Genomic DNA, 22,661 nt, shown 5'->3' with positions numbered 1-22,661 from the left:
CGGGGGTCCAGGGGGCAGAGCCCCCTGGCGGGGTCTGGGGCGGAGCCCCAGGGATGGGAACGGGTAGGGGCGGCGGGGGCGAAACACATCCGGCGCCATCCCCCGGGCGCTCTACTCCGACGAAGGCGCGTCCGATGGCGGAGGCGCGGAGTCCGTCGCAGCCGGAGCCGGAGCCATCGCCGGAGTCGGAGTCGCATCCGGGGCCGTCGGTGTTGCCGGCGCCGGCGTGCCGGCAGGCGGCTGCGCCCGGTGGTGCGCCACCTCGCCGGAGTACGCCCGCAGATACCCGACCACCGTGTTCGTCACGGCGACCAGCGGAACGGCCACCACCGCCCCACCGATCCCCGCGACCATGCCACCCGCCGCGACGGAGAGCACCACCGCGAGCGGGTGGACCCGAACGGCGCGGCCCAGGATGAAGGGCTGGAGGATATGGCCCTCGATCTGCTGGACCGCGAGCACGACGGCCAGGGTCATGACCCCGGTGAAGACGCCCTGCGTGACGAGCGCGACCACCACCGCCAACGCCCCCGAGACCACCGCACCCACCAGCGGGATGAAGGAGAACAGGAAGATGAAGACGGCGAGCGGAACGGCCATCGGGACGTCGAGGAAGAAGATGCCGAGGCCGATGAAGATGGCGTCGATCAACGCCACGACCACCGTCCCGCGAACGTAGGCGGTCAGCGTCTGCCACGCCCGCGGCCCCGCGCCCGCGACACCGGGACGGGCGGCGGCCGGGACAAGGTTCAGCGTCCACTGCCAGATGCGCTTGCCGTCGTAGAGCAGGAACAGCGTCGAGAACATCGTCAGGAGGATGCCGGTCAGCGCCTCGACGACGACCGTCACACCCTCCAGGCCCGCGGAGGTGATCTCGTCGGTGTTCGCGCCGATCGCCTCGCGCAGGTTCTGCGCGATGTCGTTGATCTGATCCTCGGTCACATGGAACGGACTGTTCAGCAGCCAGCGGCGCAGCTCGTCGATGCCGTCCTGGATCTGGTCGGAGAGGTTGTCGATGTTCTCCAGGACCTGCCAGGTGACGAACCACCCCATGAGACCGATGATGACGAAGCCGAGAATGGCGGTGAGGGCGGTGGCAAGCCCGCGCGGCATCCCGTACCGCCGCAGTCGCGACACCGCGGGCTGGAGGAGCGCGGTGATGAGCAGCGCGGCGACGAAGGCGAGGACGACGAGCTGTACGGCGCTGATGACCCGCATCAACACCCAGAGCGTGCCCGCCAGTACGAGCAGCCGCCAGCCGGCCTCGGCGGCGACACGTACCCCCCAGGGCACGGCCGCGGCGGGATCGGGGCGGGCGGCGACGGCGGGAGCGTATGCGGGAGGCGGCGGCACCTGGTCCGGCGCGGGCGCCTCGGCGTCCGCCTGTTCGTCCTTCTCAGCCGCGGCGCGGCGCTCTTCCCAGCGCTCCCCTATCTGAGTCAGTCCGGCACCGAGCCGGCCCAGCCACCCTGGCACTTGCGACATGATCCGTCCTTTTCCCCCGTTGCTCCTCACCACTCCCCCCGGAGTCGTCGGATCCGACCGTACATGGCCGAAGCCCCTCACCGAAGGACGGTGAGGGGCTCCGCAAGGTTGAGCGGCGGTCGGCTCAGTACCAGTTGTTCGCCTGCCAGAAGGACCAGGCCTCGCAGGGGCTGCCGTAGCGGCCGTCCATGTAGCTCAGGCCCCACTTGATCTGGGTGGCCGGGTTGGTCTGCCAGTCGGCGCCGGCGGAGGACATCTTGGAGCCGGGCAGCGCCTGCACCAAGCCGTACGCGTCGGAGGTGGGGTTGTCGGCCTGGTAGTTCCAGCTCGACTCATGGTCCACGATGTTGCTGAAGCACTGGAACTGGTCCGCGGGCACGATCTGCCGCGCCATGTCCTGGACTTCCGCAACGGTGTACGACTTCTGGGGCGCGAAGCTGGACGGGTCGCGCGTCGCGGAACGGCTGGCGGCCTCCTCGGCCTCCTTGCGCTCCTTCGCCTCCTGCTCGGCCTTCTCGGCAGCCTTCTGCTTCGCGACCGCGTCGTCGGCGGCCTTCTTGCGAGCGGCCTCCTCGGCGTCCTTCTTGGCAGTCGTGTCCGCGGCAATGGCCTGAGCGTCGGCCTGCTGTGTCAGGGATGCGGTCTGCACCTGGGCCTGCTGGCCCGCGGGGATGTCCGCGAGGAGCGTCGAGTCATCCGAAAGCGCCTCGGCGTCATCCGACGGGGTCTGCGCGGTGGTACCCGAGGCAACACCGACGACACAGCCGACAGTGGTGACCGCGGTGGCCGAGGCCACTGCGAATCCCCGGACCGAAATCCGGCTCACACGGTTTCCTTCCAGCATCGCCCGCTTCGGTGACCCTGGCGGACGCAATCGTGCCCCTAGACACTGGCCTCCCAACTGCGGGGTCACGGGAGGCACTGACCCGGTGGGCAACCCCCATGACGGGAGCGCCGCATGGTGCTCGGGCGGCATACGACGACTTTATGGAGTTGGTTCTGGTTCTGCTGTTGTGCCGTACCGCTGGGGGTACCGGTGTGTCGTATGCGGGGCCTGACAGGAGTGAGACTCTGCCGTAACCGGGCACCGGGAGGCAATTCTGTGTTGAGTGTGAAAGCTCACACCTTGTTTGCCTCAGGAGTTTCTCGGAAACGAGCACACGCCAAGACGCCGCCCGGCTAGGCTCTTCGCCTTTGCCGGACGGCGCCAACTACCGCGTAACCGCTATGACTTGGCCAGAAGCGGTCGAACGGGGTCAGATATGCCCGTCCTCCAGCATTTCCGTCACAAGGGCGGCAATCTGGGACCTCTCGGATCGCGTCAGGGTGACATGCGCAAAGAGCGGATGACCCTTCAGCTTCTCCACGACGGCGACCACACCGTCATATCGGCCGACCCTGAGATTGTCCCGCTGGGCCACGTCATGGGTCAGAACGACCCGTGAATTCGCGCCGATACGGGACAGAACGGTCAACAGAACGTTCCGCTCCAGGGATTGCGCCTCGTCCACGATCACAAACGCGTCGTGGAGGGAGCGGCCGCGGATGTGCGTGAGCGGCAGGACCTCCAGCATGCCGCGCGCGGTGACCTCCTCGATGACCTCGCGGCTGGTGACCGCGGACAGCGTGTCGAAGACCGCCTGCGCCCACGGGCTCATCTTCTCGGCCTCGGAGCCGGGCAGATAGCCGAGCTCCTGCCCGCCCACCGCGTACAGCGGGCGGAAGACCATCACCTTCTGGTGCTGGCGGCGTTCGAGCACCGCCTCCAGACCCGCGCACAACGCCAGCGCCGACTTTCCGGTGCCGGCCCGGCCGCCCATCGACACGATCCCGACATCCGGATCGAGCAGCAGGTCCAGGGCGATGCGCTGTTCCGCGCTGCGCCCCTTGATGCCGAAGGCCTCCCGGTCGCCCCGTACGAGACGGACGTTGCCCTCGGGCGTCACGCGCCCCAGGGCCTTGCCGCGCTCGGACTGGATCGTCAGGCCCGTGTGCACCGGGAGCTCGGACGCCTCCGGGGCGTAGAGCTTCTCCTCTTCGAAGAGAAGGTCCACCTGTTCGGCGGAGAGCGTCAGCTCGGACATTCCGGTCCAGCCGGAGGAGTCCGTGATGGCCAGCTCCGCGCGGTACTCCTCGGCGAGGAGACCGACGGAGGACGCCTTGATCCGCAGCGGCAGGTCCTTCGACACGACCGTGACGTCGAACCCCTCGGCCTGGAGGTTGCGGGCGACCGCGAGGATGCGGGAGTCGTTGTCCCCCAGGCGATAGCCGGAAGGCAGGACGCTGGGGTCCGAGTGATTGAGCTCGACACGGATCGTCCCGCCGAGATCCCCGATGGGGATGGGGGCATCGAGGCGGCCGTACCTCACCCGGTAGTCGTCGAGCAGGCGCAGGGCCTGCCGGGCGAAGTAGCCGAGTTCGGGATGGTGCCGCTTGGCCTCCAGTTCCGTGACCACGACGACGGGGAGCACTACCTCGTGCTCCTCGAAGCGGTTCATGGCGTGCGGGTCGGCCAGCAGGACGCTGGTGTCGAGAACGTAAGTGCGCCGGTCTGGCTTGTGGCGCTTTGTGCTGGTCACCACGGAAGGACGTACCCCCTCGGATGAGGTCGGGGAGCGACGGAGGAGATCTGGGCCGGTCGTTGGCACCGATGCACGGGCCGAGGACCGGCCCTCCGCTTCGTCCGTACTGACCGCACGGTCGCGCTGGTGCAAAGGGCCTCCCGGGCGGACGGCCCCGTGCCGTCCGCTGAGATACGACACCCGTGGTTCGGGTGTCGACCTGGAAGGCTTATGCCCTCGAACACGCGCCGCCATGCCCGGTCACACGACGACGTGTTCGTTAACACACGATGAAGTACGTCCCTGATGGACGGCCTTGTCAGCCGCCGTAACGCCGGTGTCGTGCCGCGTAGTCGCGCAGTGCACGCAGGAAGTCGACCTTCCGGAAGGCCGGCCAGAAGACCTCACAGAAGTAGTACTCCGAATGGGCCGTCTGCCAGAGCATGAATCCGGAGAGCCGCTGTTCGCCGCTGGTGCGGATCACCAGGTCGGGGTCGGGCTGGTCACTGGTGTAGAGGTGCTTTCCGATCATGTCGATGTCGACGTTCTCGGCGAGTTCCTCCATGGAGGTGCCCTTGTCGGCGTGGTCGAGGAGCATCGAGCGGACGGCGTGGGCGATCTCCTGGCGGCCGCCGTAGCCGATGGCGACGTTGACGAGTATCCCGTCGACGTGCGCGGTGGACTCCTCGGCCTCCTTCAGCGCTGTCTGCATCTGGGAGGGCAGGAGGTCCGGCGTGCCGACGTGGTGGACGCGCCAGCGGCCGTCGGCGGCGAGGGTGCGGACGACGCCTTCGATGATGCCGAGCAGGGGGACCAGCTCTTCCTGGGGGCGGTCGAAGTTGTCCGTCGACAGCAACCAGAGGGTGACGACCTCGACGTCGGTCTCGGAGCACCAGCCGAGAAACTCCTCGATCTTGTCGGCCCCGGCGCGGTGCCCCTGGGCGGCGGTACTTCCCGCCGCCTTCGCCCAGCGCCGGTTGCCGTCCATGATGACCCCGATGTGCTTGGGCACCTGGTCGTGGTCAAGGTGGCCTTCCACCCTGCGTGCATAGAACCTGACCAGCAAGCGGCGCAGGTTGTCGCGCAGGTTCACGAATACGTCAGCCCCTCCGTACAGATGGCGGTCCCCCGAGGGCGACACCCTACCGCTGCGGGTGCCTCTCCTCCCCTTGGGGCAAGGCCTGTCCCCTCATGTGCGGTGGGCTCGCGCGACTCAGTCGCCGGTTCGGCTCGCGGGCGGTGGCTCGTCCGGGGCACGGTGGATGCGTGTGGTGGGCGCCCGGTGGATGCGTGCGGCGGGTGCGGGGGGGCTGCGTGCGGTGGCGGGGGGCGGCGCGTGGTGGCGCGCGATGGGCGCGCGGAGCGCAAAAGAAAACGGGCCGGTCCGTGGGGGGGAGACGGACCGGCCCGAGGGGGGGTTTCCACCATAACCCTTCGTAAGGGCTACCGCGCGCATCGGCGTGCCACAACTACTCTCCGCAATCGCCCGGCGACGCCCGGGTGGCTGCGGAACCGTTCATTCAGGCGTGATCATGGCCGATTCGCATGGGATTCCAGGGGAAACGGGAGGGATACAAAGGGATTCAGGGGTTTCTGACCGCTTGTGAGGCCCTTGGCGACATCTCCCCTCGGCTCCTCCACATGGGTGAAGCGGGCTGCGAATGTCCGCTTGACGCTCTCGCTAACTTCGCAGACATGGCCACGTTCACCGCACCCCGGACAGCGGAACCGGTCCCGCTGGAGCTCGCCGAGTCGGGCCGGGCACGGCGGCGCGGACTGCTCGGGCGCGAGGGAATCGAGGGTGCGCTGCTGCTGACGCCGGCGAGCGCGGTGCACACCGTGGGCATGCGGTTCGCGGTCGACGTGGCCTACCTGGACCGCAAGTTCCGGGTCATGGCGGTGCGGACGATGCTTCCGGGGCGGGTCGGGCTGCCTCGGCTGCGGGCCCGGCACGTACTGGAGGCGGAGGCCGGGGCGATGGAACGGTGGGGCCTGCGGCGCGGGGTGCGGGTCACCGTACGGGACCTCTGACGCGCCCCCGGCACCAGGCGGCGGGTCGCGAACAGCCCCCGGAGCAAGGCACCGCGCAGCCCCCTCCACTGCGCGGTACCGACCGCGCTTTTTTGCTCACGCGAATTACCTTGGTCTGAACTTTACGTGAGGCGGAGGGGGCGGACGAGCCGCATGGGGTAACAATGTGAAAACCATGTGATGGTTTCCGGGCACCGTTCGGCCGACCGAGTGCACCCGAACGGCCTCGCAACGGGCGGGCCGGGGCCCACATTTCAGCCGGGCCCTCGACCGAGCCTCCCGGAACTCACCCGGACTGCGCGACGGCCATCTGCTCCTCGCGCTCGGCGGGGTGTTTCCGGGCAACGATTTCCCGCATGTGACGATCCCCCCATTCGCCCAGCGGCAGCAGCGCGGTGTTGAGCGCCTTGCCCAACTCGGTGAGCGAGTACTCGACCCGGGGCGGCACCTCCGGGTACACCTCGCGGTGCACGATCCCGTCCGCCTCCAGCTCGCGCAGCTGCTGGATCAGCACCTTCTCGCTGACCCCCGCGACATGACGGCGCAGCTCCCCGAAGCGCAGCGTCCCGCCGTCGTGCAGCGCCCAAAGGATCATCGGCTTCCACTTGCCGCCCACGACATCCACGGCGGCGTCGAGACCGCAGACGTAGGGACCCTTGCCCTTCGCCATCGTCTTCCCTCCCAAAAGTAGGGCAGCGGACAGGATCTGACCTCTTTCGGGTCTACCGTCGCCGCCATGACATCGAGGATCACATGGGACGAGGCGAGCGCGCGGCGCTACGAGCGACAACTGCTGGGTACGCCCGCGCCGTCCGGCACACCCGTCGCCGAGGTCGTCGGCGCGATGCTCGCTGCGCACGCGCAAGTCCTGTCGGCGGCCGAGCTCTCGGTCGGCCTGCGGCTCGACGGCGCGACCCGGCAGGACGTACGCGCGGCGCTGTGGGAGGACCGCGATGTGGTGAAGACGTACGGCCCGCGCGGCACGATCCACCTTCTCGCGGCCGCCGAACTCCCCTTCTGGAGCGCCGCGTTGAACGCGATCCCGACCGGTCCGAGCCCGTTCCCGCCGGACGTGCGGATGACGCCCGAGCAGGAGGACGAGGTGGTCGCCGCGATCGGCGACGCCCTGGACGGCGAGCAGCTGACTCTGGACGAGCTGACGGAGGCGATCGTGGCCCGCACCGGCTCCTGGGCCGGCGACCTCGTCATGGAGGCGTTCCAGGGCAAGTGGCCGCGCTGGCGCCAGGTGATGCACCGGGCGGGCCAGACCGGCGCCCTGTGCTTCGCCCCCGACCGCGGCCGCAAGGCCACGTACACCCGTCCGCCGCGCTTCGAGCCACTGCCCGCGGACGAGGCCCTCGCCACGCTCGTACGCCACTATCTGCGCGCGTACGGCCCCGCGACGCCGCCGCACTTCGCTCGGTGGGCCGCCGCGCCCGGGGGCTGGGCCGCCGACCTCTTCGCCGCCCTGGCCTCCGCCGGCGGGATCGAGGAGGTCGACTTCGAGGGGACGCCCGCGTGGGTGGCGGCGGGCGACACCGGCTTCCCCTCGGAGGCCGTACGCGGGGTGCGGCTGCTCCCGTACTTCGACGCGTACGCCATCGCCGCGCAGCCTCGCGAACGAATGTTCCCCGGGGCCGCCTACGAGCGGGCCACGGCGCGCGGCCAGGCGGGCAACTACCCCGTGCTGCTCGTCGACGGCGTGGTCGCCGGGGTCTGGCACCAGCGGCGGCAGGGGAAGCGGACGACGGTGACGGTGGAGCCGCTGGGGCGGCTAACCGGCGCGCAGCAGCGGGAGTTGGCGGAGCAGGTGGAGCGGGTGGGTGAAATCCTGGAAGCCACACCTCAGTTGGTGGTGGGGAAGGTGACGGTCGGGCCGCACGCGTAGGCGTTCGGCGGGCGGGTCAGGAGTTCAGCCAGGCGCGCTCCCGCAGCAGGCGCAGGCCGTTGAGGCCCACCAGGATCGTGGACCCCTCGTGGCCCGCGACGCCGAGGGGCAGCGGGAGATGGCCGGCCAGGTCCCAGATCACCAGTCCGGTGATGAACACCCCCGCGATGCACAGGTTCTGGACGACCAGGCGGCGGGCGCGGCGCGAGAGGGCGACGGCCTTGGGCACGGCCGTGAGGTCGTCGTGGACGAGCACCGCGTCCGCCGTCTCCAGCGCGAGGTCCGAGCCCCTGCGGCCCATCGCGATGCCGGTGTGCGCGGCGGCCAGCGCGGGGGCGTCGTTCACCCCGTCGCCGATGAAGAGGACGTTGCCGTTCAACCGCCCCACGGCCGCTGACTTTTCGTGCGGGAGCAGGCCGGCCCGTACGCCGTCGGACGGGATGCCGGTCTGCTCGGCCACGACGTGGGCGGCACGGCGGTTGTCGCCGGTGAGAAGTGCCGGCGGGGCCGTGGTGAGGCGGTTCATTTCGGCTACGGCGGTGGGGGCGCCCGAGCGCAGCCGGTCGGCGAGGAGCAGCCAGCCGGCGCGCACGCCGTCGACCCGTACGACGACCGCGGTGCCGTCGCTGTCGGGCACGCTGCTGTCGCTGTCGGGCACAGTGCCGCCGCTGTCGGGCGCGGCTGCTCCGTCTGGCACGGCGGCTCCGTCGGGGGTGTCGGGCGCGCCGGGTACGTGGGACGCGCCGGGCACCTGCTCGCCGAAGTGCTCGGGTGAGCCGACCGTCACCTCGCGCCCGCCCACGGTGGCGGTCACGCCGCGGCCCGGTTCGGCCCGGAAGTCGTAGGCCTCCTCACACGCCAGGTCCCGGGCGGCCGCCACGATCGCGCGGGCGATCGGGTGCTCGCTGCGGTGCTCGGCGGAGGCGGCGAGGGCGAGCAACTCGTTCTCGGAGAAGGCGGGTTCCGGGATCACCTTGATCAGGTGGGGCGTGCCTTCCGTCAGGGTGCCGGTCTTGTCGTACGCGATCGTGTCCGCCTGCCCGAGGCGTTCCATCACGGCGGCGGACTTGATGAGCACGCCGTGGCGGCCCGCGTTGGCGATGGCGGAGAGGAGGGGAGGCATCGTGGCCAGGACCACCGCGCACGGCGAGGCGACGATCATGAAGGTCATGGCGCGCAGGAGGGCGTCGGTGAGCTGTGCGCCGAAGGCGAGCGGCACGGCGAAGACGAGGACGGTCGCGGCCACCATGCCGAGCGCGTAGCGGTGTTCGATCCGCTCGACGAACAGTTGGGTCGGCGCCTTGGTGCGGGACGCCTCCTCGACGAGCGCGACGACACGGGCGATGACCGAGTCGGAGGGGTCACGCTCGACCCGGACACGGAGGGCGCCGGTGCCGTTCAGGGTGCCGGCGAAGACCTCGTCGCCCGCCGCCTTCGGTACGGGGAGGGGTTCGCCGGTGATGGTCGCCTGGTCGATCTCGCTCGCGCCGTCGAGGACGCGGCCGTCGGCGCCGACGCGTTCGCCGGGGCGGACCACCACGATGTCGCCGATGGCGAGTTCGGCGGCGGCGACCGTCTCCTCCGTACTGCTCTCGGGGCGAAGGCGCGTGGCCGTTGGGGGCGCGAGGTCGAGGAGGCCGCGGACGCTGTCCTCGGTGCGGGCGGTGGCCAGGGCCTCCACGGCGCCCGAGGTGGCGAAGATGACGATGAGCAGCGCGCCGTCCATGACCTGGCCGATCGCCGCGGCACCGAGCGCCGCGACGATCATCAGCAGGTCGACGTCGAGGGTCTTCTCGCGCAGCGCCCTGAGCCCTTCGAGGGCCGGTTCCCAGCCTCCCGCGACGTACGCGGCCGCGTACAACGGCCCCCACAACCAGGCGCTTGAGCCAAGCAGTTGGAGCGGCAGTGCGAGCAGGAAGGCGGCTGTCGCGGCGATGGCCCAGCGGGCTTCGGGGAGGGCGAGCAGGCGGGTGCGGACCGCGCCGGCTCGGGTGGGGATGAGGGCGGACATGGCCCTCACCATACAGGAACACATGAAGACGTCTTCATGTGTTCGGATCGCCGAGCCGACCGCTGATCAGACGGCGTCGATACGATGACCTCATGGGCCATGGAGTCGATGAGCAGAGCAGCACCCGCGAACGTCTGGACGCCGTCGGCGCCGCGGACGTCGCCGCCACGCTCCAGGCCCTTGCCACGCCCTCACGGCTGCGCATCCTCGCCCGCCTCCGCGAAGGGCCGTGCGCGGTCGGCGAACTGGCGGAGGCGGCGGGCCTGGAGCAGTCGGCCTGCTCCCATCAGCTCCGGCTGCTGCGCAACCTCGGGCTCGTCACGGGTGAGCGGCGCGGGCGGTCGATCGTGTACGCGCTGTACGACCACCATGTGGCGGAGCTGCTGGAGCAGGCGCTGCACCATGTGGAGCATCTGCGGTTGGGGTTGCGGGACGACACGTGATGGTCGGGTACGCGTCCTCGTGACCGTCGACCGTCGACCGTCAGGGCTGGGGCTTGCGGGCCTCGATGAGGTGGCGGCTGCTGTGGGCCACGAACGGGCCCTCCGTCTCGATCCGCTCGTGCAGGGCGCGGAGCCGGTCCCGGTACTGGTCGACGGTGAAGCCGGGGACCATCCACACCACCTTCCGCAGGAAGTGCACGACCGCGCCGATGTCGTGGAACTCCATCCGCAGCCGTTCCGCCCGCAGGTCGACGATCTCCAGCCCGGCGGCCTCGGCCTCGGCGCGCTCGCGGTCGGGGTGACGGGCTCCACCGTCGTCGGCCTCCGACTGCGGGCCGAGGAAGTACTCGACGACCTCGTACGCGCTGCGGGGGCCCACATGCTGGGCGAAGTACGTGCCGCCGGGGCTGAGAACCCGAGTGATCTCGGTCCAGTCCGCCCGCACCGGATGCCGGCTCACCACCAGGTCGAACGCCTCGTCGGCGAACGGCAGCGGGGCGCCCTCCGGCGACGCGACGACGACCGCGCCGCGCGGGCGGAGCAGGGCGGTGGCCTTGGCGACGTTCGGGGGCCAGCCTTCGGTGGCGACGGTGAGAGGCGGCAACCTGTCGGCCGAGTTGAGGACTTCACCGCCGCCGGTCTGGATGTCGAGCGCGGCTTCGGCCTTCGCCAGCCGCTCCCCCATCGCCCGCGCGTATCCCCATGAAGGCCGCGCCTCGGTGGCACGGCCCTCGAACCACGAGAAGTCCCACCCTTCGGTGGGGGCTGCCTCGGCTTCGGCGACGAGGTCTTCGAAGGGGGTGCGCGGCTCGCTCATGGGGAGATGGTGGCAGCCGGTCTCTGCGTCACGCGACTGATTTCCCGCGGCCGTCATCCGGGCGCCGTGAGGACGAGCAGGGTGTGTTCGTCCGCGCCGTGGCGGACCGTGCCGACCGGACGGAAACCGTGCCGTTCCAGGAGGCGGATCGAGGCCGTGTTCTCGATGAAGGGGTCGGCGAGGAGGGGGCGGTTCCGCTCGTGCCGCAGGAAGAGGGCCAGGGCCTCGGTGCCGATGCCACGGCCCCAGTAGGGGCGGCCGAGCCAGTAGCCGATGAAGCGGTGCCGCTCTTCGCCGTGCTCGTCCCACCAGGCCACGATGTGGCCGGCCGGGGCGTCGTCCACGGTGACCGTCTGCACGAAGACGGTGTCGTCGGCGAGGATCCGGGTGGCCCAGTGCGTCATGAAGGCGTCACGGGGACGGGGTGTGAACCTCGATCTCCGGACCGCCTCGGTGTCGTGCTCCTGCTCGAAGAACACGGCCAGGTCGGTTTCCTGTACGTCCCTCAGTCGCACGTCCGGCCGCATGTCCGGTGGCATGCCCGGTCGCATGTCGTCGCTCATGCCGAGGGAGTCTGGCAGCGGGCACTGACACTCGGCGTGAGCGACGATCCACGGCGGACGCTACGGCACGAGGGGGCGTACCTCCTCGGCCACGAAGCGGACGAAGCCCTCGGGGTCCGGTTCGTCGGCCGTGGGCTGAAGGATCACGGTGTCGGCGCCGGCGTCCACGAGGCGTTGAACGGCCTTCGCGACCGTGTCCGCGCTTCCGGCGACTCCGAGGTCCGGGACCGACGCCAGGCCTTCCGTCTCCAGCTCGGCGCGGAGGCGGGCAGCGGCGTCCGGGCCGGTGGCGGTGAGGAGGTAGACGACCACCTTGTGGGCGCCGGTACGGGCGGCCGACTTCTGCCCCTCGTCGATGAGTTGCCGTGCCTTCCGTACGCCCTCCGGAGGGGTACCGGCGGTGAGGAGCGTGCCGTCGGCGGCCTCGCCGGAGAGGCGGAGGGAGCGGGGGCCGCTGACGCCGGCGAGGACCTCGGGGGCGGTGGGCGGCGGCCAGTCGAGAGCGACGTCGGCCAGCTTCACGTAGCGGCCCTCGGTGGTGACGCGCTCGCCGCGCAGCAGCGCCCGTAGCGCGTCGAGATACTCACGCAACAGCGTGACCGGCGACTCGGCCCGCGCGCCGACCTGCCCCATCCAGTCCTGCACTCCGTGCCCGACGGTCAGCGTGAAGCGCCCGGGGAACAGACGGTCAAGGGTGGCGGTCTCCATGGCGGTGACGGCGACGTTCCGCAGGGGCACGGGCAGCAGCCCGACACCGACCCGCAGCCGCTCGGTCCAGGCGAGCGCGGCGGACGCGACCGAGATTCCCCCTTCCAGGAAACAGTCCTCCCACAGCCACAGTTCCTCCAGCCCCGAGTCTTCCGCGACGCGGGCCATGGACCGTACGCGTTCAGGGGGCAGTTGAGGCCGGTACACAACACCGAGAGCAGTCATCCGGACTTCCTACCTACCGCCGGTCCGGCACACAACACATTTACTGGCCCTCACTGGCACCTACCGGCTCTCGCTCGTGGACTCGCCCTTCGGGAACGTCACCTCCACGCGGCGGTTCTTGCGGCGGCCCTGTTCCGAGGTGTTGTCGGCGATGGGGTAGTCCTCGCTGTAGCCACGTACCTGGAAGGTGACGTCCGAGCCGAGGCCGGCGGCGGCGAGCTGTTCGTGGACGGCCTCGGCGCGCTTCTTGGAGAGCGTGAGGCCATGGGCGTACGAGCCGAGGTTGTCCGTGAAGCCGAAGACGCGGACGTTCGTGGCGTTCTGCGCCTTGATCTCGTCCGCGATCGACTGGATGCGGGCGCGTGCCTCCGGGTTCAGTTTCGAGCTGTCCTTCGGGAAGAGGACCTCCGCCTGGAGCGCGAACGTCACGTCCTCGTTCGTGTCCACCCTGCGCTCCTCACCGCCGAGGTCCTCGACGACCGACTTGATGTCCAGCACCTTGGCGGGCGCGAGCGTGGCGCCGTCGGCGAGCTTCAGCCCCGGACTGTTCGCGTCGACCTCCGGCGGTGGGGAGGTGGTGACGCTGCCCGGGGGTGCGCTCGGGTCTTCGTCGTCCGCGTAGGCGGGGGTGAGGGGGGTCAGGAAGACGAGGGTGGTGAGGACGGTGAGGGTGGTCGCGGTGGTTCGGAGGGTGGGGGGCATGGTTACTCGCCCTCGGAGAGTTCGACGGAGGCGGGGGGCATGGAGCCGACCTGGAAGGACACCTTGGTGGTGCCTTCGGGCGGGGCCGGGAACTGCGCATACCAATCCGCCGTTTCTCCCGACTTCACGCCGCCGACGAATCGCGTGCAGAGGCAGCGGCCCTCTGTGTCACGAAGGACGAGGTACTTCTTCTTCCCTGCCTGATCCACCAGGCTCGCGCCAGCAACGGATGAGGCGTTCCCTTGCAACTCCTTCTCATCGCCGCGCCAGTCCGCCGCCACAAACAGCTTCGAACCGCCATTGTTCACCGTTCCGGACACGGTTACGTAGCCCCCGGTGTCGCGCGCTGCTGACGTGATGACGAGCGAGATGTCGCCCTGCTTGGACTCGGCGAGCACCTTGTTCTCTTCTGGTGCCTGCGATTCCTTGTCCCCACCATCGTCGTTGCTCTTGGCGGGAGCCGACGATGATGCACCTGTGTCGGACTTGTCGTCGTCACCGCCCCCGCCACAGCCGGCCACCGTGAGGACCAGCCCGGTCGTGATCGCCACCGCGGTCAGTGCCCTGCGGCCCTTCATGGTGTGCCGAAAGTTCATTGGTACGGCTTCCTTTCACTCGGCCAGATGCACAGAGAACAGCACGGACGCGTCGGGAAGGTCGTCCAAATCGAAATCTTCGGGGTCGATGTCAACGAGTTGGCCGTCGCAGTCGAGTTCGACGACGTCTTTGGGATCATCGGGCGCATCGAAGTCACAGCGGGGTTGAATGACGGCCGTGGCATGGGCCCGCGCGGTCTGCGACTCCGTGCCCGGGATGATCGAGTCCCCGACTGTGTAATTCGTCTCGATCTCAACTTGATACCCGGGGAAGCCGTTCACCTCGGTGGGCACGGCCCCGCCTTGGACGGTCGCATCGTTCTCGGCAGCCAGTCCCTGTGCAGCCGCTGTGGCACCGGCGCCCTCGAACTGGTCCCCGTCGAGCCAGTCGAACCAGTTGTCGTCGGTGCCGATGGCTTCTTCCAGGCCCACCATCAACTCGTCCCGGGCGTCCTGTGCCGCAGCCAACGCCGCAGCGTCCGCTGCGGATTGAGCCCCATTCCGCGCGGACGCCGCCTGGGCGAACACAAAGAGGGCGAAGGCGGCGAAGAGCAGAATGCCCGTCAGCCAAATGTAGATGGGAAGGGTCTGCCCCTTGTCGCTGCGCCAGTTTGTAAGTCTCAGCCGCCGATTACGTCCGCGACAGCATCGCCGATGGCTCCTGAGATCTGACCGTCCAGGCCAAGCCCGTCGATCAGCGTGAAGATCCCCGCAATGAGAATCATCAAGCCCGCATACTCGACGAACCCGGCTCCCGCATCCCGCTCGCGCCCTCGCATCCGGTCGGAGACGGTCCGCGCCCAGGTCGCCAACGCTTCCTCCACGCCTACTACCACCCTCAGCGTCCTGTCCTTCGCCACCACGACCCCTTTCTTCCCACCCAAGACCACCGCTACCCTCCCGCGCACCGTACGTGAGAAACCGCCTACTCCGGGTGGGTCCAGGGGCCCAACTTCCCGAGATTGGAGTCACCGGTTCCACCCCCTGTAAGCCGTGCCCAGCCAGTGAGCGATCGCTTCACTGCGCGAAGAACTGTGCATCTTTGCGAAGATACGATTGACGTGGTTCTTGACGGTCTTCTCGCTGATGAAGCACGTGGCGGCGATCTGCCGGTTGTTCATGCCGGCCGCGATGAGATCCATGACCTCCACCTCCCGTGAACTCAGTCCGAAGTCCCGTCGGTTGCGGTCGCGGCGGTGGAGCCCCGTCGCGTAGGCGGGTCGAGCCTTTGACGACTCTGCCACAGTCGATTGCAGCTGCGAAGAAATTTCGTTCGGTTCGTACGAAACGTTGAGCGCATCAGAGATGGGTGGCGTAGCCGAGGGCGGTACAGATGACGTAGCGGATGAGGAGACGGCCGCCGCGGAGGGCGTGAAGGCCGGCCTTCCGTCACTCAAGTCCCGTACCGCCGTGACCAGTTCGTCGACCGTGAACTCGCCGTGCACCAGGTAGCCGATCGCCCCGCGCCGCAACGCCTCGGCCACCACCTCGGGCTCACGGCTGTACGTCAGCATCATCACGGGGGCCAACCGGGCCAGGGAGGGCAGGGCGGTCAGGCCGTCCGTGCCCGGCATGCGTACGTCCAGGACGACGACGTCCGGGCGGAGGCGCGTCGCGTGCGTGACCGCCTCCGCGCCGTTCGCCGCCTGCGCGACGACACGGATGTCCGGGTGCGCGCCGAGAAGGGCCGCGAGGCCCGCCCGTACGACCGGGTTGTCGTCGGCCACGAGCACTCGCAGGGGCGGGCCGGGCTGTGCCTGGTCAGGCATGTGCGGCCTCCTCTTGGGGGGTGTTCCGCGTGTTCATTGCGGTATCTGTGGCATTTTGCGGAAGTGTCACGCTTCGCAGCGGAAGGTACACGCTGATCTCCGTGCCTCCGTGCGCGCCTCGGCCCGCCCGGAGTCGCGCGCCGATCGACGCCGCGCGCTCCGCCATCCCGAGCAGTCCGAAGTGGCCGCTTTTCGCGAGGTGTTGGACGTCGTCCAGGGTGGCGTCCAGGCCGGTCCCGTCGTCCCGCACCGTCAGGCGGAGCTGGGAGGGGTGGGAGGGGGAGTGGGCCGTGTCGAGGCCGAGTTCGACGTGCACTCTGGTCGCCCGCGCGTGGCGGTGCGTGTTCTCCAGGGCCTCCGAGACGATCGCGAGGAGCTGGTGGGCCACATCGTCCGGGAGTGCGGGGAGTAAGGGGGGTACGGGGGCTACGGGCAGGGCGCCACTCTCGGGCGCCTCCTGTCGTAGCGTCGCCGCGATGCCCGTACGTGACGCGAAGTCCTCCAAACGGGCCGTCAGTTCCTCCACCAGGTCGGTCGGCGGAGTCGTCAGCGCCTCGTGGCGGCGCAGGTCCGTCAGGAGGTCGCGGGATTCCGCCGCCGCGCGGCGGGCCGCGCTCGCCACCGCCGTGGCCTGGTCCTTCAGGGCGCGGGGATCGGGATTCGGGTGGTCGGCGGAGGCCGCCAGGGCCTCCGCGGTCAGCGCCAAGCCGTGCAGCGTCTTCGCCACCGAATCGTGCATCTCGCGGGCGAGACGGGCCCGTTCGGACTCGACCGCCTCCGCCACGGCCAGCCGGGAGTTTGCCTCCGCGAGCGCCTGGCTGGCGGTGCCGAAGTGGAACATCAGATTGCGCAGGGTCACACCGATGATGCCGGCCGCGACGCAGAAGCCGGCGACGAGGAGGGTGCTCGCGCCGGCGCCGGGGCGGTGTTCCCAGGCCCTGAACACGGTGAGCAGGACGACGAGTTGGAGTCCCGTGAAGACTCCGGAGCCGCGCCAGCCGTACAGCAGCCCGGAGAGGAGCGGGGTGCAGACGGCCGCGTACGCGAGCGGGGACACCGGGGACGCGGTGAGCAGGAGTATCGCGCCGAAGACCAGGTCCACCGCCAGGAGGGTGGGGTGGGCGAGGAGGCGGGGGGCGAAGCGGTCCCAGTCCCTGAGCATGGCGTACGAGCCCATGACGCCCAGGACGGCCGCCGCGAGTACGCCGTAGCGGGGCGGGCCGTCCGTCGCGTTGGCCATGGCGAAGGGGGCGCCGATCGCGACGAGCGTCAGCCGGACCGCGAACGCCTGGCGGCACAGGGCCTGCAGGGCGTTGAGCTGGAGGCGGACGCTGCCGGGGACGGGGGCGTCGTCGGCGAGGTATCCGGCGGCCGGGGCACCCCGACGTCTCGCGCGCACGCCCCCACGCACGCCCCCGCCCACACCCGCGGCAGCCCCAGCGGCGCCCCGTAACCTCCTCCTCCATCCCATCATCATCAACGCCCCAGAATCGAGCCGTAGTTCGTCCCCGACCCCAGGAACATTCCCGTGGCGATGAGGATCATCGTGGCCGGGAGCATGAAGACGAGCGTGACCATCGTGGCCTTGGGGATCGTCTTCGCCGCCCGGCGGCGGGAGTTCTGGGCGTCGGTGCGGCGCATGTCCGTGGCCAGCTGGATCAGCGTCTCCGCGATCGGAGAGCCCAGCTCCTCGCCCTGCTGCAGGGCCGACACGAACTGGGCCACCTGCTCGGACGAGTTGCGCTTGCGGAGTTCGTCGAAGGCCTGGCGGCGGCCGACGCCCATGTCCATCTGGCGGAGCGTGATGCGCAGTTCGTCCGCCCAGGGGCCCTCGTACCTCTCGGCCACGCGGTCCAGGGCCTGCCGGAAGCCGAGTCCGGCCGAGACCACGACCGCCAGGACGTCCAGGAAGTCCGGGAGGGTGCGGTCGATGACCTCCTTGCGTTCGCGGATGGCCTGCCAGATGAGGGCGTCGGCGGCCAGCAGTCCGAAGCCCAGGGCCAGCAGCGCGAAGAGGAGCTGGCCGTTGGAGAAGAAGACGAAGAACAGTACGACGCCGAAGATGCCGTACACGGCGCGGCGGGCCGCGTAACGGTTCAGGGTCAGACCGCCGGGGTTGCCCGCCATGTCGATGCGGCGGCGCTTGGCGTCGACGCGGCGTGGGCCCATCAGGCGCAGGACGAGGGGCGCCAAACGCATGCCGAGGCGGTCGACGGCGGAGTCGGCCTTCGACACGCGGGTGGACCCGACCTCCAGGGCGAGGGCCAGGTCGCCCGGGAGTTTGGCCTCCGCGCGGAGCATGCGGATGCCGAGGAGGAAGCACACGACGGCGAGGCCTGTCAGTGCGGCGAGGAGCAAGGGCAGCAATGTCATCCCCTCCTCATACTTCGATCTTGCCGAGGCGGCGGATGACGAAGAAGCCGACCGTGTACAGGCCGATGGCGATGAGCACCAGGATCTGGCCGACCGGGGAGCCGGTCACGCGGGCCAGGGCGCCCTCGTTCGAGGAGTTGATCAGCAGGAGGGAGCCGAGGCCGAGGAGGGGGACCGTGAAGGCGGTCGCGTTGACCTCGGAGAGCATGGTGCGGACCTCGCGGCGGGTCTCCTTGCGGTCCTCCAGGGTCTGGGTGAGGTTCCGCAGGGAGTTGACGACGGAGCCGCCGGCCTTGTTGGACAGGACGAGCGTCGTGACCAGGACGACGAGTTCGCGGGACGGGAGGCGTTCGGCGAGTTCGCCCAGGGTGTCGTCGATGGAGCGGCCGAGGCTCAGCTGGTCGGCGACCCGGGCGAGTTCCTCGCCCGCCGGGGCCTCCAGCTCCTCCGCGGCCATCGCCAGGGCCGTACGCAGGGCGAGGCCCGCAGCGGAGGCGTTGGCCAGGAGGCGGGCGACGTCGGGGAGTTGGTTGATGAAGGCCTCGATGCGCTTCTGACGCTGCCAGTTGAGGAAGATCGCGGCGCCCCAGACGCCGATCGCGGCGGCGATGGGGCCGAAGAAGGGGGCCAGGGCGGCGGAGGCGATCAGCCACAGCGCCACGACCACGGCGGCGACGTACGTGAAGAACTCGCCCGCCGTCACATCGAGTCCCGTGGCCGACAGGCGCAGCTGGATCGTGCGGCCCAGGCGGGTGTGGCGCAGGCGGCGGTCGACGGCCGCGAAACGGCGGGCGCGGCCCGCGGCCGTACGCAGCGGGCCGCCGCCGGCGAGGCGGTCGACCAGGGCCTGGCGCTGGGCGCGTCCGGACGCGTACGTGTGCACGCCCGCGACGGCGAGCGTGCCGCACAGGACGGTGGCGCCGAGGGCGAGCAGGGCGGGGTTGTTCATGGCGCGCACCTCCTGGGAGTGGGCGAGGGGGTGGGGGACGTCATCCGATGGCCTGCCTTGTGTGGAGTACGTCGATGGCCTCGGCCACGCTGAAGGAGGGCGGCAGCGGTTCGCCCGCGACGTACAGCTTCTCGGCGACCGGTCGGGGCAGCGGGAGGTGTTCGAAGTGGCCGTGGACGACGCGGTCGGGGCCGACGGGGCGGGGGACGAAGCGGGACACGGGCACGATGCGGAACTGTTCGCGGCCGTGCGAGACGAGCAGGGCGATCTCCGCGACCTTGCGGGAGCCGTCGCCGTGGCGGGCGAGCTGGACGACCACGTCGACCGCGGAGTTGATCTGGTCCTTCAGCGCCTCGAACGGGATCTGGACCTCGGACATCGAGCCGAGGGTCTGCAGGCGCATGAGCGCGTCCTCGGCGGCGTTCGCGTGCACGGTCGCGAGGGAGCCGTCGTGGCCGGTGGACATGGCCTGGAGCATGTCGAGGGTCTCGCCCCCTCGGACCTCACCGACGATGATGCGGTCGGGGCGCATGCGCAGGGAGTTGCGGACGAGGTCGCGGATGGTGATCTGGCCCTTGCCCTCCACGTTCGGGGGGCGGGATTCGAGGCGGATCACGTGTTCCTGCTGGAGCTGGAGCTCGGCGGAGTCCTCGATCGTGATGATGCGCTCTTGGGACGGAATGAGTCCGGAGAGGGCGTTGAGCAGGGTCGTCTTGCCGGTGCCGGTACCGCCGCTGACGATGACGTTGAAGCGGGCCCGGACGAACGCGGCGAGCAGCATGAGCATCTGCTCGTCGAGGGAGCCCAGGCCGATCAGCTCCGGCAGGGTGTAGGCGCGGGGGAAGCGGCGGATCGTGAGGGTCGGGCCGGTGAGGGCGAGCGGGGGGATGATGACGTTGACGCGTTCACCGGTGGGGAGGCGGGCGTCGACCATGGGGTTCGACTCGTCGACGCGCCGGTTGACGGTCGAGACGATGCGCTCGATGGTCTGCATGAGCTGCTCGTTGGAGGCGAAGCGGAGCGGGAGCTGCTCCACGCGTCCGGCCCGCTCGACGAAGATGGAGTCCGGCCCGTTGACCATGATCTCGGTGATGGACGCGTCGGCGAGCAGGGGCTCGAGCACACCGAGCCCGAGAGCCTCGTCGACGACGCGCCGGATGAGCTGCGAGCGCTCGGAGGAGGAGAGGACGGGCCCCTCCCGGCTGATGATGTGCCCGAGCACACGCTCCAGCCGCACGCGCCGTTCGGCGGCCGCGAGGCTGGACATCTCGGCCAGGTCGATCTCTTCGAGCAGCTTGGCACGGTAGACGGCGACGAGGTGTCCGTCCTCGCGCCCGGCTCCCCCCTCTTCGGGGGCGGCGATACGGGCCCTGAGGCTCATGTCTTCAACTCCCTTCCGGGGGTCGGTGATTCAGAACGGGTTCAGTCGTCATCGTCATTGGGCATGGTCGCGCGGCGGACGACCTGCCAGTCGAACTCCACGAACGGGATCAGGACGGGCACGTCCACGGTCACGGTGGCGGTGGTGGTGTCGCCGCCCTTGGGTGCGGATACGTTCGCGTCGAGCCAGTCGCTCATGGCGGCCTGCCCCGCCGCCTCCCCCGCGCCGTCCTGCGACGCCACCCTGGCCGCCGCCCTCGCCCCGGAACCGGCCTGATTGATCGCGTAACCGACGAGCCCGAGCTGGATGGCGGCCATCCCGATGAGGAGGAGAATGGGCAGAAACCCGGCGAACTCCAGCATGGAGACGCCCTGGTCGCCCCAGCGGGTCGCTCCGCGGGCTTGGCGGGTCTTACGTGCTTGGGTTCGGCGCGGTGAGGAACGTGCCGGTTGTTTGTGGCTGGTCGCGCAGTTCCCCGCGCCCCTTATGGGGCGCGGCCCCGGGGAACGCCATGGACGTACCCGGGGGCTCACTCCGCGTCCCCTTCCGTTGCCGCGCCTGCTTCGCCGACGACCTGCCAGCCCGCGTCGAAGCCCGGGAAGAAGAGCGGGACTTGGGCGGTGACGTTGGCCTTCCAGACGTCGCCCGCCTGCTGGCAGGTGATCGCCGCGTCCTGCCAGGAGGCGGGAAGGTGCTCCTTGCCTGCCGACGCGCAGGCGGCACCCGCTCCCGTGCCGGAGGCGGCCGCCGCCGTAGCCGCCCGCGCCGCCTCGTCCGCCGCGTTGCCCGCCAGGGAGTACGTGTAGCCGTACAGGACGCACTGCCACAGGATCGTCATCACGACCAGGAGCAGCGGGAACATGCCGGCGAATTCGAGGGTGACCGCGCCCCGGTCGCCGCCGCCCTTGCGGCGCAGCGCGAGGGCTCCCCGGTCCGAGGACGACTTGCGGCGCCTGCCGCCGCTCTCCTGGGCGGCGACCAGTCCCAGCTCGCCCGCCAGCGCCCACAGCGCCTGCTTGACCGTCGAGCGGGTGTCGAGGTCCTGGAGGCGGCCCGCGTCGACCACCGACTGGAGTTCCTTGAAGGAGGCGGGGACCGCGGAGCGGGCGACCTTGGTGCCGGTGACCCGTTCGACCAGGGACGGCTGTATCTCCGTACCGCGCGAGAAGCGGTTGACGACGGTCAGGGTCTCCTCGGCCTTGCGGATCTGCAGGCGGTCCCACATGCGGACCATGCGTTTGGCGGCGCGGACGGCGACGACGTCCGGGGTGACGAGGAGGAGGGCCTGGTCGGCGAGTTCGACGGCGGCCGCGGTGGCCGAGTTCATCTGGGAACCGCAGTCGACGACCACGACCTCGTAGCGGGAGCGCAGGGCGTTCAGGACGTGGCGGGCGGCCCGGTCGGTGACCTCCTCACCGCGTTCGCCCTCGGCGGGGGCCAGCAGCAGCCCGAGCCCGGTGTCGTGGGTGTAGACCGCGTCCTGGAGGACGCGGGGGTTGATGTCGCTGATGCCGGCGAGGTCGGCCACGGAGCGGCGGAACTGCACGTCCAGGTACGACGCCACGTCCCCGGACTGGAGGTCCAGGTCCAGCAGCGCCACCGTACGCCCCGACGCCCGTGCCGCCAGGGCGAGTTGGACGGCGGTGACCGTCGCGCCCACCCCGCCCTTCGCTCCGGTCACCGTGACGACGGTGCCGCCGGGCCCCGCGTACAACTCCGGCGTACCGCTGCCGAGATGGCGCCGCATGCCCAGCGACCAGGCGGCGGCCGCCTGGACGCGTTCGGCGAGGGCGTCGTAGCCGAGGGGCAGGCCGATGATGCCGCGGGCGCCGGAGTCCATCGCCGCGGTCAGCACGCTCGTGCTGGTGTCGGCGGTGATGAGGACGACCCCGACCGCAGGGAAACGCATCACCACGTCGCGGACGGCGTCGAGCGCGGGCACCGGACCGATCCGCTCGTGGACCAGGACGACCTCGGGCAGCTCGTCGAGGGACTCCGCCGCGAGCCGCGCCAGGGTGTCCAGGAGGGCCGTGGTGTCCGGGACGGGCGCGGCGGGTTCGGAATCGGGCAGCTGGCTCAGCAGTGTGGTGAGGGCACGGGCCGAGTCGATGTCGCCGACGGCCGGCAGGACGCGGATGGTCATCGGCACACCTTCGTGA

The 22,661-nt window shown here is 70.3% G+C and carries 23 protein-coding genes; 3 read left to right on the top strand and 20 right to left on the bottom strand.

The features are described from left to right. Positions 1-111: 111 nt before the first annotated feature. The 4 genes from FGD71_RS24840 to FGD71_RS24825 all read right to left on the bottom strand — a co-directional run bounded on the left by FGD71_RS24840 (position 112) and on the right by FGD71_RS24825 (position 5,139). Positions 112-1,485 (bottom strand): AI-2E family transporter, encoded by a 1,374-nt coding sequence (locus FGD71_RS24840; RefSeq protein ID WP_119102724.1) that lies wholly within the window; start codon positions 1,483-1,485, stop codon positions 112-114. A 124-nt stretch (positions 1,486-1,609) separates the two neighbouring features. Further along, a complete protein-coding gene (locus tag FGD71_RS24835; RefSeq protein WP_119102723.1) occupies positions 1,610-2,311 on the bottom strand; it encodes an aggregation-promoting factor C-terminal-like domain-containing protein in 702 nt (233 codons plus the stop codon). Between the two features lie 430 nt (positions 2,312-2,741). Continuing rightward, entirely contained in the window at positions 2,742-4,067 is a 1,326-nt protein-coding gene (gene phoH2 / locus FGD71_RS24830; RefSeq protein WP_119102722.1) for an RNA 5'-3' helicase PhoH2, read from the bottom strand. A gap of 298 nt (positions 4,068-4,365) precedes the next feature. Next, the gene (locus FGD71_RS24825) at positions 4,366-5,139 is read right to left on the bottom strand and encodes an isoprenyl transferase (protein WP_119102721.1); all 774 of its coding nucleotides are present in this window, start codon (positions 5,137-5,139) and stop codon (positions 4,366-4,368) included. Between the two features lie 602 nt (positions 5,140-5,741). Between FGD71_RS24825 and FGD71_RS24820 the strand changes: the two genes are divergently transcribed. Further along, positions 5,742-6,077, top strand: a complete 336-nt coding sequence (locus FGD71_RS24820) for a DUF192 domain-containing protein (RefSeq protein ID WP_119102720.1) — start codon at positions 5,742-5,744, stop codon at positions 6,075-6,077. A 286-nt stretch (positions 6,078-6,363) separates the two neighbouring features. On the opposite strand, the gene FGD71_RS24815 is transcribed toward FGD71_RS24820, so the two are convergent. After that, positions 6,364-6,747 (bottom strand): winged helix-turn-helix transcriptional regulator, encoded by a 384-nt coding sequence (locus FGD71_RS24815; protein WP_119102719.1) that lies wholly within the window; start codon positions 6,745-6,747, stop codon positions 6,364-6,366. 66 nt (positions 6,748-6,813) lie between these two features. Between FGD71_RS24815 and FGD71_RS24810 the strand changes: the two genes are divergently transcribed. Beyond that, on the top strand, positions 6,814-7,965 hold the full coding sequence (locus FGD71_RS24810; RefSeq protein ID WP_119102718.1) for a winged helix DNA-binding domain-containing protein: 1,152 nt from the start codon (positions 6,814-6,816) through the stop codon (positions 7,963-7,965). Positions 7,966-7,981: 16 nt separating this feature from the next. Here FGD71_RS24810 and FGD71_RS24805 read toward each other — a convergent pair whose 3' ends face one another. Beyond that, complete coding sequence (locus FGD71_RS24805; protein WP_420878343.1) at positions 7,982-10,000, bottom strand: heavy metal translocating P-type ATPase; 2,019 nt, start codon at positions 9,998-10,000, stop codon at positions 7,982-7,984. Positions 10,001-10,068: 68 nt separating this feature from the next. On the opposite strand from FGD71_RS24805, the gene FGD71_RS24800 reads away from it, so the two are divergent. Further along, the gene (locus FGD71_RS24800; protein WP_119102716.1) at positions 10,069-10,419 is read left to right on the top strand and encodes an ArsR/SmtB family transcription factor; all 351 of its coding nucleotides are present in this window, start codon (positions 10,069-10,071) and stop codon (positions 10,417-10,419) included. A 40-nt stretch (positions 10,420-10,459) separates the two neighbouring features. Here FGD71_RS24800 and FGD71_RS24795 read toward each other — a convergent pair whose 3' ends face one another. The 14 genes from FGD71_RS24795 to FGD71_RS24730 all read right to left on the bottom strand — a co-directional run bounded on the left by FGD71_RS24795 (position 10,460) and on the right by FGD71_RS24730 (position 22,645). Beyond that, a complete protein-coding gene (locus FGD71_RS24795) occupies positions 10,460-11,236 on the bottom strand; it encodes a class I SAM-dependent methyltransferase (RefSeq protein WP_119102731.1) in 777 nt (258 codons plus the stop codon). 53 nt (positions 11,237-11,289) lie between these two features. Further along, the gene (locus FGD71_RS24790; protein WP_240436744.1) at positions 11,290-11,799 is read right to left on the bottom strand and encodes a GNAT family N-acetyltransferase; all 510 of its coding nucleotides are present in this window, start codon (positions 11,797-11,799) and stop codon (positions 11,290-11,292) included. 60 nt (positions 11,800-11,859) lie between these two features. Then, positions 11,860-12,732 (bottom strand): LLM class flavin-dependent oxidoreductase, encoded by an 873-nt coding sequence (locus FGD71_RS24785; protein WP_119102715.1) that lies wholly within the window; start codon positions 12,730-12,732, stop codon positions 11,860-11,862. 60 nt (positions 12,733-12,792) lie between these two features. Then, positions 12,793-13,434 (bottom strand): OmpA family protein, encoded by a 642-nt coding sequence (locus FGD71_RS24780; RefSeq protein WP_119102714.1) that lies wholly within the window; start codon positions 13,432-13,434, stop codon positions 12,793-12,795. A gap of 2 nt (positions 13,435-13,436) precedes the next feature. Continuing rightward, positions 13,437-14,030, bottom strand: a complete 594-nt coding sequence (locus FGD71_RS24775) for a hypothetical protein (protein ID WP_119102713.1) — start codon at positions 14,028-14,030, stop codon at positions 13,437-13,439. A gap of 15 nt (positions 14,031-14,045) precedes the next feature. Then, positions 14,046-14,609, bottom strand: a complete 564-nt coding sequence (locus FGD71_RS24770; RefSeq protein ID WP_119102729.1) for a pilus assembly protein TadG-related protein — start codon at positions 14,607-14,609, stop codon at positions 14,046-14,048. 41 nt (positions 14,610-14,650) lie between these two features. Next, complete coding sequence (locus FGD71_RS24765) at positions 14,651-14,854, bottom strand: hypothetical protein (protein ID WP_240436747.1); 204 nt, start codon at positions 14,852-14,854, stop codon at positions 14,651-14,653. 144 nt (positions 14,855-14,998) lie between these two features. Continuing rightward, positions 14,999-15,799, bottom strand: a complete 801-nt coding sequence (locus tag FGD71_RS24760) for a response regulator (protein ID WP_119102711.1) — start codon at positions 15,797-15,799, stop codon at positions 14,999-15,001. Next, entirely contained in the window at positions 15,792-17,198 is a 1,407-nt protein-coding gene (locus FGD71_RS24755; protein ID WP_240436743.1) for a sensor histidine kinase, read from the bottom strand. The genes FGD71_RS24760 and FGD71_RS24755 overlap by 8 nt, the downstream gene beginning before the upstream one ends. A 77-nt stretch (positions 17,199-17,275) precedes the next feature. Further along, the gene (locus FGD71_RS24750; protein WP_119102710.1) at positions 17,276-18,172 is read right to left on the bottom strand and encodes a DUF5936 domain-containing protein; all 897 of its coding nucleotides are present in this window, start codon (positions 18,170-18,172) and stop codon (positions 17,276-17,278) included. Positions 18,173-18,179: 7 nt separating this feature from the next. Continuing rightward, positions 18,180-19,121 (bottom strand): type II secretion system F family protein, encoded by a 942-nt coding sequence (locus FGD71_RS24745; RefSeq protein WP_119102709.1) that lies wholly within the window; start codon positions 19,119-19,121, stop codon positions 18,180-18,182. 40 nt (positions 19,122-19,161) lie between these two features. Next, on the bottom strand, positions 19,162-20,502 hold the full coding sequence (locus FGD71_RS24740; RefSeq protein ID WP_119102708.1) for a TadA family conjugal transfer-associated ATPase: 1,341 nt from the start codon (positions 20,500-20,502) through the stop codon (positions 19,162-19,164). A 41-nt stretch (positions 20,503-20,543) separates the two neighbouring features. Then, complete coding sequence (locus tag FGD71_RS24735) at positions 20,544-20,864, bottom strand: TadE/TadG family type IV pilus assembly protein (protein ID WP_119102707.1); 321 nt, start codon at positions 20,862-20,864, stop codon at positions 20,544-20,546. 167 nt (positions 20,865-21,031) lie between these two features. Then, positions 21,032-22,645: a CpaE/TadZ family protein gene (locus FGD71_RS24730; protein ID WP_119102706.1), complete on the bottom strand. Its 1,614-nt coding sequence runs from the start codon at positions 22,643-22,645 to the stop codon at positions 21,032-21,034. Positions 22,646-22,661 lie beyond the last annotated feature (16 nt).

This window comes from Streptomyces sporangiiformans (assembly GCF_005768555.2).
Lineage (GTDB): Bacteria > Actinomycetota > Actinomycetes > Streptomycetales > Streptomycetaceae > Streptomyces > Streptomyces sporangiiformans.
The sequence above is the reverse complement of the archived record's forward strand: the minus strand, read 5'-3'. Positions and strand labels throughout refer to the sequence as shown.

Bases quoted from the DNA above. Each gene is read 5' to 3' on its own strand.
- FGD71_RS24840 (WP_119102724.1), bottom strand. From the start codon at position 1,485: ATGTCGCAAGTGCCAGGGTGGCTGGGCCGGCTCGGTGCCGGACTGACT.
- FGD71_RS24820 (WP_119102720.1), top strand. From the start codon at position 5,742: ATGGCCACGTTCACCGCACCCCGGACAGCGGAACCGGTCCCGCTGGAG.
- FGD71_RS24815 (WP_119102719.1), bottom strand. From the start codon at position 6,747: ATGGCGAAGGGCAAGGGTCCCTACGTCTGCGGTCTCGACGCCGCCGTG.
- FGD71_RS24810 (WP_119102718.1), top strand. From the start codon at position 6,814: ATGACATCGAGGATCACATGGGACGAGGCGAGCGCGCGGCGCTACGAG.
- FGD71_RS24805 (WP_420878343.1), bottom strand. From the start codon at position 10,000: ATGTGTTCCTGTATGGTGAGGGCCATGTCCGCCCTCATCCCCACCCGA.
- FGD71_RS24800 (WP_119102716.1), top strand. From the start codon at position 10,069: ATGGGCCATGGAGTCGATGAGCAGAGCAGCACCCGCGAACGTCTGGAC.
- FGD71_RS24795 (WP_119102731.1), bottom strand. From the start codon at position 11,236: ATGAGCGAGCCGCGCACCCCCTTCGAAGACCTCGTCGCCGAAGCCGAG.
- FGD71_RS24790 (WP_240436744.1), bottom strand. From the start codon at position 11,799: ATGAGCGACGACATGCGACCGGGCATGCCACCGGACATGCGGCCGGAC.
- FGD71_RS24785 (WP_119102715.1), bottom strand. From the start codon at position 12,732: ATGACTGCTCTCGGTGTTGTGTACCGGCCTCAACTGCCCCCTGAACGC.
- FGD71_RS24780 (WP_119102714.1), bottom strand. From the start codon at position 13,434: ATGCCCCCCACCCTCCGAACCACCGCGACCACCCTCACCGTCCTCACC.
- FGD71_RS24775 (WP_119102713.1), bottom strand. From the start codon at position 14,030: ATGAACTTTCGGCACACCATGAAGGGCCGCAGGGCACTGACCGCGGTG.
- FGD71_RS24760 (WP_119102711.1), bottom strand. From the start codon at position 15,799: ATGCCTGACCAGGCACAGCCCGGCCCGCCCCTGCGAGTGCTCGTGGCC.
- FGD71_RS24750 (WP_119102710.1), bottom strand. From the start codon at position 18,172: ATGACATTGCTGCCCTTGCTCCTCGCCGCACTGACAGGCCTCGCCGTC.
- FGD71_RS24745 (WP_119102709.1), bottom strand. From the start codon at position 19,121: ATGAACAACCCCGCCCTGCTCGCCCTCGGCGCCACCGTCCTGTGCGGC.
- FGD71_RS24740 (WP_119102708.1), bottom strand. From the start codon at position 20,502: ATGAGCCTCAGGGCCCGTATCGCCGCCCCCGAAGAGGGGGGAGCCGGG.
- FGD71_RS24735 (WP_119102707.1), bottom strand. From the start codon at position 20,864: ATGCTGGAGTTCGCCGGGTTTCTGCCCATTCTCCTCCTCATCGGGATG.
- FGD71_RS24730 (WP_119102706.1), bottom strand. From the start codon at position 22,645: ATGACCATCCGCGTCCTGCCGGCCGTCGGCGACATCGACTCGGCCCGT.